Source organism: Alphaproteobacteria bacterium (assembly GCA_019746225.1).
In the GTDB taxonomy this organism is placed as follows: Bacteria; Pseudomonadota; Alphaproteobacteria; order Paracaedibacterales; family VGCI01; genus VGCI01.
Genome location: JAIESE010000036.1, coordinates 1 through 13,971 on the forward strand (window position 1 = coordinate 1; position 13,971 = coordinate 13,971).

The following is a 13,971-nucleotide window of genomic DNA, read 5'->3' on the forward strand; positions in this document are numbered from 1 at the left end:
TCTGGCAAAGGTGACAGTAAATCTAACGGAGATGGAACACCAATCGGCGGTGCATCCGGCAAAGGCGATGGCAAATCCAACGGAGACGGCAAACCGACGGGCGATACATCTAGCAAAGGCGATGGCAAATCTAACGGAGATGGGAAACCAACCGGCGGTGCATCTGGCAAAGAGGATGGCAAATCCAACGGAGATGGCAGACCGACCGGCGGTGCATCCGGCAAAGGCAACAGTAAATCCAACGGAGACGGCAAACCGACGGGCGATACATCTGGCAAAGGGGACAATAAATCCAACGGAGATGGCAAACCGACCGGCGGTGCATCCGGCAAAGCCGATGGCAAATCCAACGGAGACGGCAAATCAACCGGCGGTGCGTCTGGCAAAGGTGACAGTAAATCTAACGGAGATGGAACACCAATCGGCGGTGCATCCGGCAAAGAGGATGGCAAATCCAACGGAGATGGCAAACCGACCGGCGGTGCATCCGGCAAAGGGGACAGTAAATCTAACGGAGATGGCAAACCAACCGGCGGTGCGTCTGGCAAAGGGGACAGTAAATCTAACGGAGATGGAACACCAATCGGCGGTGCATCCGGCAAAGGCGATGGCAAATCTAACGGAGATGGCAAACCGACGGGCGATGCATCCGGCAAAGGCGATGGCAAATCTAACGGAGATGGCAAACCGACCGGCGGTGCATCTGGCAAAGGCAACAGTAAATCCAACGGAGACGGGAAACCGACGGGCGATACATCTGGCAAAGGGGACAGTAAATCCAACGGAGACGGTAAACCAACTGGCGGTGCATCTGGCAAAGGCGATGGAAAATCTAACGGAGACGGGAAACCAAACGGCGATACATCCGCAAAAAGTGACGGCAAATCGAATGGGGATACCAAACCAACAGGTGGGGCATCCGGCAAAGGCGAATGTCTAGCGGATGAGGCCGTGTCAGATAAAGGTAGCTCTCAACAAAAGAGCAATGGGACAAAGCGATAAAGTGTACTAGGATAATAATAACGAGGACTTTTAAAGAAGGTAGAGAACGATGATTAGAGACCTTAAGAAGATCATAGAATCCTTTAAGAGAAACAACAAAGGAGCCGTCTTTGTGCTCGTTGGTTTGCTCCTTGTGCCTTTGCTACTGATGTTGGGCTTGGCTGTTGATACTTCTGTCGGTTTGGAACAAAAACGAAAACTCCAATCTGCTGTCGATGCAGCAGCAAGAGCAGGTTCCGCCAATGGTAATGCTGTACCCGCCACGGTTACAACAGAAGCTCAAAAAATGTTTACGGTTAATACAGCCAACATGTCAAACATCACAGGACCAACCATCAGCGTCGATACAACCAACAAAACAGTAACTGTGTCGGCTTCTATAGTTGTCGCCAACACGTTTATGGCTCTGGGCGGAATTCCTACCAGCACTTACAATGCTACTTCAACCGTTCCTTTAACAAACCCCAACCTTGCTGAAGTTGCAATCGTCTATGAAGTATCTGTCCGATTCAAAGGCAGTAGCTTTCACGCAAATATATGTAATGCCTTGATTAATTTTGTAAATAGCTTGCCCAACAATGTGATGGTGAGTATCACTCCGATCGCCGTCGAGTTTCTCTTGGATGCAAACACTTCCGTCTCGGCAAATCTTTTCAGTCACTTGAGCCCGACAGCCAATGACGAATTAGCAACACCGGCCTATTTTCCCTTAGGCCCAAGTTTAGCTTGGACACCTGCTAATTATAATTCGGTCTCAAATACATATTACGTAAGTAATACATTTGCTGACCTAACAAGCTATCCTTCGCCCGCCTTATGTCCAGGAGGATATCAATCCTGCTCACCGCGCATGTGGCCCCTTAAATGCCTACCTTCTACTGTAAACGTATCTTGTTCTCAGCTTTATAGTTACATCTCTAACACGGCTTATCCTGTCCTGCCTCTCACGGCAAACAAAACACTCGTTGTGAATTATTTGAATGGTCTAAAAGCCTTTGCAACAGGCGTGGACGGGTTTTTCCCCTCTCTTTTATCTTGGGGATGGCGCACAATTGACCCGAGCTGGAATGATTTTTGGAAAGTTAATGCCGATCCTTTGACCACAACACGTTCAATAGGTACCTATCCAAAACCTTATGGAGGCATGCAAAAAAGTATGATCCTTATTTTTAACAACACTCAGTATTGGAATGACTTTGTCCCCGATGCGGATGCGTACTACATTAACAAATGTGGTGATGCAACGGCCGTCGTGGGCGGTGTCAATCACTGGTGGATGACCGGTTATGGGATGGTTCCTGTTCCAACAGACTTGCTCAGTAACGTGGACGATATCACTTGTGAAAATCGTTGGTACAAAACCATGGACAAGGGTCTTGGCTTGAATTTATCAGACGCGACCAACTATCGGGGAACCGTCGATAAAGCGACCTTTCAACAACGAATTCTCGCTGAGGTAGGCGCAAAGTTTTTCCGTATCTGTAACAACATTAAGGCCAACAATATTGATGTGTATCTTCTATCGGCAAATAACACAGCAACGTTGGCTCCATGCTGTAATGTGGGTGCGAATGCGGTTACCATTGCAAATTCGAGTGCCAGCATTACGGCTGGGTTGAATGCAGTAAAGACTAAGATATTGGCCAAGATTCAATAGCTGTTTGACACAAACTCTGTTCTTCGCCACAATGGGGCAAATTTATAGGGTGAGATATGACAAGCGAACGAGAACTCCCAGAGCATATTGATTTATCAAAGAAAAGCGCTGGCTTAATTTCTAGCCACCATAAAATGTTGATTACCACAGCAACCTATGGTGCCGTTGCTGTTGCTACTCTTCTGATTGGCGCAAAATTCTTTGCCTGGATGCGAACCGATTCTTTAAGCCTTCAAGCCTCCCTGATCGATTCCCTCCTCGATATGGCCGCGTCTGTTATCAATTTGCTCGTCGTACGACAAGCCTTAAAACCCGCTGATGAAGAACACCGCTTTGGTCATGGAAAAGCAGAAGCGCTGGGGGGACTTGGTCAATCTGCCTTTATTGCAGGGTCTGCCGTGTGGTTGATCATTGATGCGGTCCACCGCCTCATCCATCCCCATCCACTTCAAGATGGGCAGATAGGCAGCCTCATCATGATTGTCGCCAGCATCCTGACGTTACTCCTCGTGCAATATCAACGGTATGTCGTAAAACGAACACGCTCTTTGGCCATCGCAGCTGATTCATTACACTATTTGGGTGATTTCTATACCAACATGGGTGTTTTGGTTTCGCTTAATGTCTCTGTGTTTTTCGGTTGGACGCGCCTCGATGCGCTCGTCGGTTCTGGAATAGCGATCTATATTTTATATAATTCTTGGACGATTGGACGTCGTTCTTTGGACGTGTTGATGGATCGAGAACTGCCCGATGAAGCTAGAGAAGAGATTACGAGAATTGCGTTAAGCAACCCCCACGTATGGGGCGTTCATGACTTGCGAACACGCACAGCCGGCTTACAAGACTTCATCCAAATGCACCTCGATATGGATGAGAAATTGTCTCTTCTTGAAGCCCATGATGTGGCCCACAATGTGGAAATAACCCTTCAAAAGGCATTCCCCCACGCCGAAGTCATTATACACCAAGACCCAATCCCTAATCGCGAGGCTGTTTCTTCATGAGAGAAGGAGCGCGTCTTCAAGCGGCCATTACCTTGCTTGATAAAATTTTGGCCTCCCCTGCTCCTGCGGACAGCGTGGTAACAGGATACTTTCGCCAATGTCGGTATATGGGCTCAACCGACCGCAGAGTGATCTCAGAAATCGTCTATCAGAGTTTACGTCGCTATGAGGAGTTGGCATGGTACTTACAAGGGGTCCCAGCAAAGAAGTCGGGTTGGCCACGATTGCTCATCCTCGCTTATGCCCATAAAATTCAGAACCTCACCGCGCCTCAAATCCAAGCTTTATGCCAACAAGAAGGGCAACGAAATACTTTTGATCCAGAGCCTTTATCCCCCCTTGAAATCATGCTCTTGGAAGAGATGAATCGCCTCAAACCAGGGACCATGCCACTCGAAGTTCGTTTGAACATCCCCGCCTGGGTTTTGCCCCACCTCAAAGCCACCTTTGGAGATCAACTTGAAGAAGCTGTGCACGCCTTGAATCAACCAGCCCCTTTGGATTTGCGGGTCAACACTCTTAAGGCTACCCGAGACGCTGTTTTAAAGACCCTTCTTGGCCAAGGATTTGAAGCAATACCAACGCCTTGGTCCCCCCTCGGGATAAGACTTAAAGAACGCCGTCCTCTCTCAGGCCATGAGTTATGGATTCGAGGAGATATTGAGGTCCAAGATGAAGGATCTCAGCTCCTGGCCCTTTTGGTCGAGGCCAAAAGTGGCATGGCTGTTGTTGATTTTTGTGCAGGCGCCGGTGGTAAAACATTGGCCATGGCCACAACCATGGAGAATCGGGGGCGTATTGTTGCAACTGATGTGGCCCTATGGCGCTTAGAGAGATCCCGCGAGCGTTTGAAGCGTGCAGGCGTTAACAACGTCGAGTTTCGAAACCTCGAAGATGATGCAACCGTTAAGTGGCTGAAGCGCCAGGCCGGGCGATTCGATCGCGTCCTTGTGGATGCCCCGTGCTCTGGAAGTGGTACTTGGCGCCGCAATCCTGACCTGAAGCGCCGATTTAATGAACAAGACTTAAAAGAACTTGTGGTCAAACAGCAGCAAATATTGACGCGTGCAGCCCCGCTTGTGAAAGAGGGGGGGCGTCTCGTCTATGCGACTTGTTCGTTGTTTAGCGAAGAAAATACAGCCCAAGTTCAGCAATTTTTGAACACCCATCCAGAATTTCAGATCCTTCCTATTGGAGAAATTTGGACCTGCGTCTTTGGAACACCTTGTCCTATGGAAGGGGAAACCCTCCAGCTCACACCCCACACCCATGCCGTTGATGGATTCTTTATTGCTGTGATGGAGCGGGCGAAGAAGGCTGTTTAGATAATTGAGATAGAATAAACAATATTCCATACCAATAAAGTTTTAGACACCCAATACTCCCCCAATTTTAGAGTCGACAACCTATTGTTTTTGTTACACAATAATACCATAAACATATTCGTAAAGGAGAGTATAATGATGGTTGTTGTCAGAGATCAATTCGTAAGATATGGGGTGTCATTTGGAACAGCGTTGGCGATTGCCATCTCATTTGTTCAAAATCATTCCGTGTTGTGGGCCATCATCCATGGCATCTTTGGATGGCTTTATGTAGCTTATTATCTCTTCAAGACGAGTTAAGTCACTCTACACTTCGTCCATTATAATGATCATTAAACCCTGTAGTGACCATTATATAGGACGATCTTTCCGCAACAAATACATGGTTGCATCATTTTCATAGCCCGAAATGGTGAACACGTGTGAATAGCCGAGGTCTTCATAGAATTCACGGGCTTCCCAATCCATGGTGGTTACTGTAATCATCCGACACTCTTGCTCATGACCAAAATCCTCAGCGGCTTTCACCAACTTTTTGCCCCAGCCAAGCCCTCGATGGGCCTCTTCAATAAACAACTGATCGATATAAAGACACCCATAATAACAGAAGCCATTGATGCCACCAACGGTCTTGCCGTGCTCGTCCTTCAAGAAAAAGCAAAAGGATTTATTGGGACGCATGCCCCTTTTCTTCTTCGCTTCTTCATAAATGCCGCGTGTCAGGTACACGATATCTTCAGGGGAGGGGTTTTGAGAAGCTTCGATGACAAGAGTCAGGGAAGCTTCTTTAAGTTCATTTCCAGACATGAGGAATTAAGCCTAGTCCACTTCATCTTTCAAACGGACATAACTGACAACCTTCGACACGCCAGTCGTATTGCGTGCATGGTCGACAACCCGATCAAGCTCTTCCTGGTCTTGGGCAATACCCATGAGATAAACTTGGCCGCTCACAGTTTTAATAGTATAATTGCGGGATTGAACCTCGCCATCAAACACCAAGGTACTCTTTAGCTGAGTTGTGATCCAAGTATCCTTTGTATAGGTCCCAAGGGAAGCGCCTTCTGATCGGCCAATATTATCGATCACTCGCTTTACGCCTTGTTGTTCCCAGGAAATTCTGACCGCATCCAAGTGCATTTGCTCGTTGGGAACGGCACCTGTCAGCATCACTTCCCCATTTTGAACGTTAACGTCCACGAGGCGATGTAGATCAGGATCTTGTTGATAGAGACTCAACTTAATCCCTGATGATATTTTCGTATCGCTCCAGGCACCTGAGAGCCCCTTTTCTTGCACGGCTGCCGTCCCAACCGCGGCCCCACCACCGATAACGGCAGGAACGCAGGCAGACAACGTAACGGAACAAGTAACAATTCCCGTCAATATAAGTGCTTTTTGAATATTCATCTTAATTCCCTTTCTTCTTGTTTACTTATGAGTCGACAATCCAAGCGCTTACAATATGCTTAGGTAATTTATACGGGATAAGATAAACCGCGTCAAAGCGAATATTTTGAGGCACCCACCTCAAATTCCGCAAATATAAGGACAAAGCCATTTCAATGCGCTTGCGTTGTTTTGGGGTAATGGCCTCGCCCGCATTGAGGTAGGTGGACCTATGTTTTACCTCAACCGCGACAAGCGTCCACCCCCGGGCAGCAATAAGATCAATCTCCCCAACTGGGGTTTTGAACCTCTTTTTAAGTATACGATACCCCTTGAAGCGCAGCATCCAAGCGGCCAAGAATTCGGCCAAATGCCCCTGTTCGTGATAAGTTTTAAGCCAACGGATCATAGTTCCTATTCTTTTTCCTTCAACGCCAAGGCTCTTTGATAAATTTGTTTGCGCGGTATCCCTAATGTCCCCGCCACAAGCGTACAGGCATCCCGTATGCTATGGGTCTCAAGAGCTTGGGCCAGGAGCTGATCAATGTCCACAGCCTCAACTGGTGTCGCACCTGGGGGACTCAAGATCAAGACAACCTCCCCTTTGGGCGGTCCATTTTCTTCATAATATTGCTCCAGTTCTTCGAAAGACCCTCGGCGCACCTCTTCAAAAAGTTTGGTGATTTCACGCACCACGGCAACGTTGCGATTGGGTAACCCATGGGCCATCTCTTTGAGGGTTTTCTTTAACCGTTTTGCAGATTCAAAGAAAATGAGGGTCATATTTAAGGAAGACAGTTCTGGATAGGCTCCTTTATCCGCAAAGCCTGCGAAGAGGAAACGATCCGACGGCATGCCCGAGAGAACAAGCCCAGCAAGAACGGCCGAAGGGCCGGGAAGAAATGTGACATGCAGTCCCGCTTCATAACAATCCCGAACCAACTTATACCCAGGATCCGAAATCAACGGCGTTCCCGCATCACTGATCAAAGCAACGGCTTGACCCGTCATGATCCTATCAAGGATGTGGGGCCGCATCTGGTCCGCATTATGGTCATGGTAACTGATGACAGGCTTGTCAATGCTATAGGAGGATAACAACTTGCGGCTCACCCGCGTATCTTCACAGGCAATAACATCACAACTCTTCAAAATTTCTAAAGCGCGTAAAGTAATGTCGCCCAAATTTCCGATGGGCGTGGCAACAATATATAGACCCGCCTTCACCCCCATATCTTACCCTTTATCTCTCATGACACGGGCCTTATCGCGCTGCCAATCCCTATCTTTGATCGTATTGCGCTTGTCAACGGTCTTTTTACCCTTACCAAGTCCCAATTCCAGCTTCGCTCGGCCCTTTGCATTGAAGTAGAGTTTGATAGGAATTAAGGTCAGCCCCTTGCGACGTATGGCCCCTAAAAACTTATTAAGCTGGCGCTTTTTCATTAAGAGTTTGCGGGGGCGCTTGGGCTCATGATTAAATCGATTGGCCTCAAGGTATTCAGGGATATTCGCATTAAATAGAAAGATTTCCCCTTCCATTTCCCCTGCAAACGCTTCATTAATGCTGCTGGTGCCCAGACGTAATGATTTGACTTCACTCCCCATAAGAATGATACCAACCTCAAGGGTTTCAACAATTTCATAGTCAAATCGGGCGCGCCTATTTTGGGCCACAACACGATATTGATCAGTAGGGGCCGACATAATGGTTTCCTCTATACATCAGGATCTTTCAATAACAGTTTGTTCATCGACAACGGTCTCATCAATCAGGTCCACACCTTTCACAAAAAGAAGGACGATGGCAACTGGAAAAAACAGAATCCCCCAAAAGTAAAGCCATCCCCAACTTCCGTGATAAACCAGATAAAATTTTGAATTTCTCACTGATATGCAAGCGTGTCTGATCAACAGAAGAACACCCAATGGCGGCCATATAATCAAAAACAAGATCAGAAAAAACAAATACCCTCGATACTGCAAAGGACTTGAGACTTTTGTAAGCCGCGTCACTTTTCTTCGCTTTTCCATAGTATTTTTCCTCTTAACTCAATAGGCCAATTGTCTTCATTGTTTGCCGAATTTGATCTTGGGTATCCTGTGCCACACGAACAAGGGGCAAGCGAACCTCGTTCTGACATTTACCCAACAAGGAAACTGCAAATTTCAAGGGAGATGGGTTTGTTTCTAAGAGCAACGCCTCATGAAGAGGAAATAAACGATCCCGCAACAAAGCAAAGGTTTTTAAATCATCATTTTTCCAAGCGTCCATCAAATCTTGGCATAGCCTAGGCGCCACGTTTGCAGTTACTGAAATGCAGCCATCCCCGCCCTTGGCCAAATAAGCACTTGTTGTCGGGTCATCACCTGAAAAAAAACAAAGGGGTTTTGAGGTGGCTTGACGTAGTTGAATGGGGCGTCGCATATCAATCCCAGAATCTTTCACCCCAACGACTGTTGGCAGAGCCGCCAATTGGGTCAACAACGGAATAGACAAGTCAATACCTGTGCGGCCAGGGTGATTGTAAATAATAATGGGCAAAGACGAAGCTTTTGATATTTCCTGAAAATGTTGGAAAATACCTTCCGGCATAGGCTTTATATAGAAGGGCGTCATCACAAGAGCCGCATCTGCCCCCAAAGTTTCTGCCTCTTTGACCATTTCAATGGACTCAAGGGTAGAAGCAGAGCTACAACCCATGATAACAGGTATACGTTTGTTGACAACTTCAAGGGCAATCGATAAGACTTGTAAACGTTCTCGGGGAGTGAGAAGAGACCCTTCTCCCGTAGATCCACAAAGCACAATCCCTTGGCTCCCTTGTTGAATTTGCCACTCTATAAGAGACCGAAGAGCGACTTCATCAACTTGTCCTTGAAAAAAGGGAGTAATAAGGGCAACAATAGAACCTGAAAACATATCTCAACTCACTTAATGGAAACAGGGTTAATGCACGATACTTTGAAACATAACCTGACAATAAACAGATATTTTTCATTTGCCAAGGTTTTGCTCATCGCATTCTTAATGATTCTTCCTATTAAAGCAACCTCCCATGAAATTTCTCGATGTGGCCGAGCCTTAAATATGACCATCCAAGGGAGCTTTGTCGGAGACCTCAATATTGACTCATGCCCTGTGACCACTAAACTTATTAAATGGTTGCAACTTCAAAAGACAAATGAACCCGCAGCCCTCGTATTTCCAAAAATGATTATTTTTTTCCGTAACAATCCGAGCTGGCCTTTAAAAGACAAGATACAAGCAAAAGCTGAGGACAACTTAACAGGCAACGAAAGATCACAAGACGTACGGAAATGGTTTGAGGAAAATCCCCCTCTCACGACGAAAGGGAAGGTAGTATATGCCCGCGCGCTTATCGCCGCGGGTAGGAAAAACTCAGCCCAAAGAGTCATCAAAGACGCATGGATCACTTCAGATTTGCAAGGGCCCAGCTTCAAATCTTTTTGGAGTGAATTTAAGGATTATTTATCGAAAGAAGACCACCAAAACCGGGTTGAACAGTTGCTGATTAAAGAAAATGTCGCAGCTGCTCGAATCATGTTTCCTTGGTTAAATGCTTCCTACAAGGCCTTTGCGGATGCACGAATTGCCCTAATCCAACAGTCTGGAGATGTGGATACAAAACTGAGTAAAGTGCCGGAGGAATTCCTCAAGGATCCTGGGTTGATATATGATCGTATCAAATGGCACCGTCGCAAGGAAAGTAATCTTGAGATGATGAAGCTATTTGATGAAATTCCACAACCAAAAGCACATGTGGACCTGTGGTGGCGAGAGCGAAATCTCTTGGTCCGTCGGTTAATGGATGATCATCGCTATCAAGATGCTTATAATGTTTTAAAAGACCATGGGTTGACCAGTGGTGAAGACTTTGCCAATGCGGAATGGTTAGCCGGTTGGATTGCCCTTCGATTCTTGAAACGGCCAGGGATTGCCATGACCCATTTTCAAAAATTATATGACAATGTAAAAAGCCCAATTAGCCTAGCGCGCGCAACCTATTGGGCTGCCCGAACTTCTGCAGCATTAGGGAAAAAAGAAGAATCGAAAGCCTGGATGGCAAAAGCAAAGACCTATCCTGGAACTTATTATGGGCAGGTCGCTTTGAGAGGAAGCGTCACCGGGCAAACTCCCCCTTTGCATTCCAAACGCCCTGTTATTGATGGAACTCTCCATAAAAAGTTTGAACAACGAGAATGGGTTCAAGCCATTCGCCTCTTAAGCGCCGTTGGGGGGAAACATCTCATTGAACCTTTGGCAATAAAGCTCTTTCAAGAATTAACCGACCCGGGTGAACAAATCTTATTGATTGAACTTGCCTCAAAAGAGTTTGGTCCCTACTACGGTGTGCTTGCCTCGAAGAAGCTCCAGATGAAAAATGTTCCTTTGATAGAAGCGGCTTACCCTACGTTGCCACGCCATTTTCACCATCAGATATCCAAGGCAAACCCCGCTTTGGTTCATGCCATCATTCGTCAAGAAAGTCGCTTTAAACCGAATGCGATCAGCCCTGCCGGTGCTCAAGGGTTAATGCAACTCATGCCAAAAACAGCTTTGCAGACTGCGCAGAAGTCAAAGGTTCGTCTCGGATCTTTGGGGGATCCTAATGTCAATGTTCCTTTGGGTTGTGCCCATTTGAGAGACCTCTTGAATAAATATAAAGGATCAATGATTTTATCCATTGCTGCTTACAATGCTGGTGCTAAAGCCGTTGATTCCTGGCTTCAAAAATATGGAGATCCGCGTCGTATGGGCGTTGACCTCATCGACTGGATTGAAACGATCCCATATGCTGAAACCCGCAACTACGTCCAACGGGTGTGGGAAAACTATGCATATTATGCGCAAAGACTGGGGGCGTAATATTTGCTAACCGACGAGAAAAGTCTCTAATTTAGAAAGCAACCCTTTGGGGTGTTTCTCTGTATCTTCTTTCAAGCTTTCCATTTCTGTTTTTGTCATTTTATTTTTATTCTTTTTTTCCAAAGCTTGCTCAGTCAATTTCTTAAGAATTTTGGGGTGGTTTTTGAGCGTACTTATTAATAAATCTTGAGAAATTTCATAAACAACTGTATTCATCATGGCCGTGACAGTTGCCGCTCTCTTCTCATTTAAAAGCAAGGCCATTTCACCAAAGGATCCTGGATAACTTAAGACAAACAGTTGTTTTTGCTTCTTGGTGCCAGATTTGGTTTTGTAGGCAATCGAAATCTCGACAACGCCTTCCCCAATCATAAACAAGGATTCGCCTTCTTCACCTTCAGAAACGATTTTGTCTCCCTCAGAAAAGACATGTCGTTTCACCTGTTCAGTAAGTTTCAAGACGGCTGATTTTGGCAAGCTCTTGAACATATCAACCTGTCTGATGAGTTTTTCAACCGAAAGAGGTAAGTCTTCTTGATAAGGCCTTCCACCTTTCCTAATAGCATATTCTCCAAGATATTCAGACACACGCAAACTATAGGCATGCAAACTCTTGATGACGTATTCGATCACGTCATGCCTAGCGTCAAGACTCTTCAATACATCAAGCACTTTATACTTAATCTCATAAACAATACCCCCTTCAGTGGTTTTGAGAGCTTTAACTTTACATTGTCGATCATAAATACTCGGGGCTTGCATGGCCCCAGCACGCAATATACGGGTTGCCCGATCAACGGGGATCGAGTGATCTACCGTTATCTCAACCTTATCCCAATAATCCATTTCAGGTTTGTTGTAATTGATAAACCCTTGAGCGATTTTTCGATGAGGAATCACGATAAGATGCCCCTCAAGATTTTGCAAAATGACGGTTCTCCAATTCACCTCAACAACTTTGCCAAGATCGCCACCAAGAGGTTTAATCCAATCCCCCAACTCAAAAGGGGATTCTGTCTCTAAAATAACCCCTGAAAAAGCATCCAATATAAGATCACCCAAGGCAAATGTTAATCCCGCACTGACGAGGCCCCCAAGGGCAACTAAACTAAAGATCGACTTGCCCAAAACAAAAACAATAATGGAAAGAATGATGGCCACAAAAATAAGGAGCTTCGTTGTCATGAACACAATGCGGGGCACGTCCCTTTTGAAAAGACGCTTATACCGATCAAAAAAGATGGCCTTAATGAGAACATACAAAGTAATCCACGAAAGACCGATTAGAATGGCCTTAAAAGCTTGCAACGTTATATGAAGGGGGCCACTTGGCATAAGAGATGTATTAATCATCGCAGACGAAATGATCAAAAGAAATAATATTGAGAAAATCATAAAACTTTTATGCCAGGACAACTCAACTGACTCCTTTATAGGGCACAGACTCTTTTCTAACCCTATCTTATGACCAAAGAGGTAAATAATTTATGAATAGATTTAGAACCTGAATGGGGTATAGATTGCAACAATGATGCGCAACACTTACCCCTCACCCCCTACCGCTGATCGAGCCTAAACTCAATTCGACGGTTGCGCGCCATGGATTTTTCAACACCCATTGAGTCTTCTTTGGCATCACTTCTTGGTTCAAGCGGTTGGAACTCCCCAAATCCTGCCGCGACCAAGTTCTTCGGGTCAATCCCTTGTGATATCAGGTAGCGAACTACGGAAATCGCCCGGGCGGAGGAAAGCTCCCAGTTGGAAGGGAATTGTTGGCGCTTAATGGGAATGGTGTCCGTGTGCCCATCCACCCGCAAAATCCAGCGAATCGAAGAAGGAATCTTTACAGAAATTTCCTTGAGGGCAACCGCCAATTTATCCAGTTGTTCATGACCTTCTTTTCCAAGTTCCGCAGATCCTCGATCAAAGAGAACCTCTGATTGGAAAACAAACCGGTCCCCCACAACTCGAATATCTTGTCGATCCCCAAGTACTTTCGAGAGCTTTGTTAAGAAGTCAGACCGGAACTGACCCAATGAGGTCACCCCTTCAGAGGTTACACCCTTCTTTTGGCCCAAATCGTCAACTTGAACCTTGAGGAGAACGTTTTCCCCTTGAACCCCTTCCAACTCTTTACGTAAAGCTTCCAGCTCCACCGTCTTTTTGGCCAGTGTATCTTCCAAACGACGATGCAGATTCGCTAGCTCCAGTTCTTGCTCTTTATACTTGGTCTCTTCGGTTTTAAGGGCTGAATTCAAGTGAGAAATCGCTTCTTGGAGTTCTGCAATTTGTTGGGACAAACTAACGGCTTTTTCAGCTTCTTGAGTCTTGGCAATTTTCTCCGCTGATAAATCTTGTGTCGCCAAACTCAATTGGTGAGTAAGAGATGTGATCTGAGTCTCAAGCGACATCAAGGTTTTCTGAGCTTCTTCTTTGGAGATTCGTTCTGTCTTGAGGTTATGGGTCAAAGTATCAATCTGCTTGTTCAAGCTGATGACTGATTGATCCCGATCATTCAAGGCATCCGTCAGATACAGTTGTGCCACGACAAAGGTCATCAGCACAAAAATGATCACCATCAACACCGCGGCAAGCGCATCCACAAACCCAGGCCATATATCAAAATTATGGTGACGACGACGAATAGCAAACATATCTCAAACCTTTATGATCGTTTTCTTTGTCGCCATTCTATCGAAG

The 13,971-nt window shown here is 46.0% G+C and carries 15 protein-coding genes; 6 read left to right on the forward strand and 9 right to left on the reverse strand.

The features are described 5' to 3' along the window. The 5 genes from K2Y18_06335 to K2Y18_06355 form a co-directional block, all read left to right on the forward strand. Positions 1–1,002 (forward strand): hypothetical protein (locus K2Y18_06335; GenBank protein MBX9805352.1); only part of this gene is annotated, 1,002 nt, incomplete at its 5' end. Between the two features lie 49 nt (positions 1,003–1,051). After that, complete coding sequence (locus K2Y18_06340; GenBank protein MBX9805353.1) at positions 1,052–2,659, forward strand: hypothetical protein; 1,608 nt, start codon at positions 1,052–1,054, stop codon at positions 2,657–2,659. A 56-nt stretch (positions 2,660–2,715) separates the two neighbouring features. Beyond that, positions 2,716–3,666 (forward strand): cation diffusion facilitator family transporter, encoded by a 951-nt coding sequence (locus K2Y18_06345; protein MBX9805354.1) that lies wholly within the window; start codon positions 2,716–2,718, stop codon positions 3,664–3,666. Next, positions 3,663–4,991: an RsmB/NOP family class I SAM-dependent RNA methyltransferase gene (locus tag K2Y18_06350; protein ID MBX9805355.1), complete on the forward strand. Its 1,329-nt coding sequence runs from the start codon at positions 3,663–3,665 to the stop codon at positions 4,989–4,991. Before K2Y18_06345 ends, K2Y18_06350 begins: the two co-directional genes overlap by 4 nt. A gap of 135 nt (positions 4,992–5,126) precedes the next feature. Then, a complete protein-coding gene (locus tag K2Y18_06355) occupies positions 5,127–5,291 on the forward strand; it encodes a hypothetical protein (protein MBX9805356.1) in 165 nt (54 codons plus the stop codon). Between the two features lie 51 nt (positions 5,292–5,342). On the opposite strand, the gene K2Y18_06360 is transcribed toward K2Y18_06355, so the two are convergent. From K2Y18_06360 to dapA, 7 genes are read right to left on the reverse strand one after another with little or no spacing between them, the layout of a single operon-like run. Further along, on the reverse strand, positions 5,343–5,798 hold the full coding sequence (locus K2Y18_06360; GenBank protein ID MBX9805357.1) for a GNAT family N-acetyltransferase: 456 nt from the start codon (positions 5,796–5,798) through the stop codon (positions 5,343–5,345). Positions 5,799–5,810: 12 nt separating this feature from the next. Beyond that, positions 5,811–6,401, reverse strand: coding sequence for a BON domain-containing protein (locus K2Y18_06365; protein ID MBX9805358.1), 591 nt, complete (start codon positions 6,399–6,401; stop codon positions 5,811–5,813). A 25-nt stretch (positions 6,402–6,426) separates the two neighbouring features. Then, positions 6,427–6,789 (reverse strand): YraN family protein, encoded by a 363-nt coding sequence (locus tag K2Y18_06370; GenBank protein ID MBX9805359.1) that lies wholly within the window; start codon positions 6,787–6,789, stop codon positions 6,427–6,429. A 5-nt stretch (positions 6,790–6,794) separates the two neighbouring features. Next, positions 6,795–7,613 (reverse strand): 16S rRNA (cytidine(1402)-2'-O)-methyltransferase, encoded by an 819-nt coding sequence (gene rsmI, locus K2Y18_06375; GenBank protein MBX9805360.1) that lies wholly within the window; start codon positions 7,611–7,613, stop codon positions 6,795–6,797. Positions 7,614–7,616: 3 nt separating this feature from the next. Continuing rightward, the gene (gene smpB / locus K2Y18_06380; protein MBX9805361.1) at positions 7,617–8,087 is read right to left on the reverse strand and encodes an SsrA-binding protein SmpB; all 471 of its coding nucleotides are present in this window, start codon (positions 8,085–8,087) and stop codon (positions 7,617–7,619) included. Between the two features lie 18 nt (positions 8,088–8,105). Further along, complete coding sequence (locus K2Y18_06385; GenBank protein ID MBX9805362.1) at positions 8,106–8,414, reverse strand: hypothetical protein; 309 nt, start codon at positions 8,412–8,414, stop codon at positions 8,106–8,108. A gap of 13 nt (positions 8,415–8,427) precedes the next feature. Continuing rightward, positions 8,428–9,303, reverse strand: a complete 876-nt coding sequence (dapA, locus tag K2Y18_06390; protein ID MBX9805363.1) for a 4-hydroxy-tetrahydrodipicolinate synthase — start codon at positions 9,301–9,303, stop codon at positions 8,428–8,430. Positions 9,304–9,333: 30 nt separating this feature from the next. Here dapA and K2Y18_06395 point away from each other — a divergent pair, with 30 nt between their 5' ends. Next, positions 9,334–11,271, forward strand: coding sequence for a lytic transglycosylase domain-containing protein (locus K2Y18_06395; protein ID MBX9805364.1), 1,938 nt, complete (start codon positions 9,334–9,336; stop codon positions 11,269–11,271). A 6-nt stretch (positions 11,272–11,277) separates the two neighbouring features. On the opposite strand, the gene K2Y18_06400 is transcribed toward K2Y18_06395, so the two are convergent. Both K2Y18_06400 and K2Y18_06405 read right to left on the reverse strand, forming a co-directional pair. After that, complete coding sequence (locus K2Y18_06400) at positions 11,278–12,687, reverse strand: mechanosensitive ion channel family protein (GenBank protein ID MBX9805365.1); 1,410 nt, start codon at positions 12,685–12,687, stop codon at positions 11,278–11,280. Between the two features lie 140 nt (positions 12,688–12,827). Continuing rightward, positions 12,828–13,925, reverse strand: a complete 1,098-nt coding sequence (locus tag K2Y18_06405; GenBank protein MBX9805366.1) for a peptidoglycan -binding protein — start codon at positions 13,923–13,925, stop codon at positions 12,828–12,830. Between the last annotated feature and the right edge of the window lie 46 nt (positions 13,926–13,971).

Excerpts from the sequence above, each read along its gene's own strand:
- K2Y18_06405 (MBX9805366.1), bottom strand. The coding sequence starts at position 13,925 with ATGTTTGCTATTCGTCGTCGTCACCATAATTTTGATATATGGCCTGGG.
- K2Y18_06360 (MBX9805357.1), bottom strand. The coding sequence starts at position 5,798 with ATGTCTGGAAATGAACTTAAAGAAGCTTCCCTGACTCTTGTCATCGAA.
- K2Y18_06350 (MBX9805355.1), top strand. The coding sequence starts at position 3,663 with ATGAGAGAAGGAGCGCGTCTTCAAGCGGCCATTACCTTGCTTGATAAA.
- K2Y18_06345 (MBX9805354.1), top strand. The coding sequence starts at position 2,716 with ATGACAAGCGAACGAGAACTCCCAGAGCATATTGATTTATCAAAGAAA.
- dapA (MBX9805363.1), bottom strand. The coding sequence starts at position 9,303 with ATGTTTTCAGGTTCTATTGTTGCCCTTATTACTCCCTTTTTTCAAGGA.
- K2Y18_06370 (MBX9805359.1), bottom strand. The coding sequence starts at position 6,789 with ATGATCCGTTGGCTTAAAACTTATCACGAACAGGGGCATTTGGCCGAA.
- K2Y18_06340 (MBX9805353.1), top strand. The coding sequence starts at position 1,052 with ATGATTAGAGACCTTAAGAAGATCATAGAATCCTTTAAGAGAAACAAC.
- K2Y18_06355 (MBX9805356.1), top strand. The coding sequence starts at position 5,127 with ATGATGGTTGTTGTCAGAGATCAATTCGTAAGATATGGGGTGTCATTT.
- K2Y18_06365 (MBX9805358.1), bottom strand. The coding sequence starts at position 6,401 with ATGAATATTCAAAAAGCACTTATATTGACGGGAATTGTTACTTGTTCC.
- rsmI (MBX9805360.1), bottom strand. The coding sequence starts at position 7,613 with ATGGGGGTGAAGGCGGGTCTATATATTGTTGCCACGCCCATCGGAAAT.
- K2Y18_06385 (MBX9805362.1), bottom strand. The coding sequence starts at position 8,414 with ATGGAAAAGCGAAGAAAAGTGACGCGGCTTACAAAAGTCTCAAGTCCT.
- smpB (MBX9805361.1), bottom strand. The coding sequence starts at position 8,087 with ATGTCGGCCCCTACTGATCAATATCGTGTTGTGGCCCAAAATAGGCGC.
- K2Y18_06395 (MBX9805364.1), top strand. The coding sequence starts at position 9,334 with ATGCACGATACTTTGAAACATAACCTGACAATAAACAGATATTTTTCA.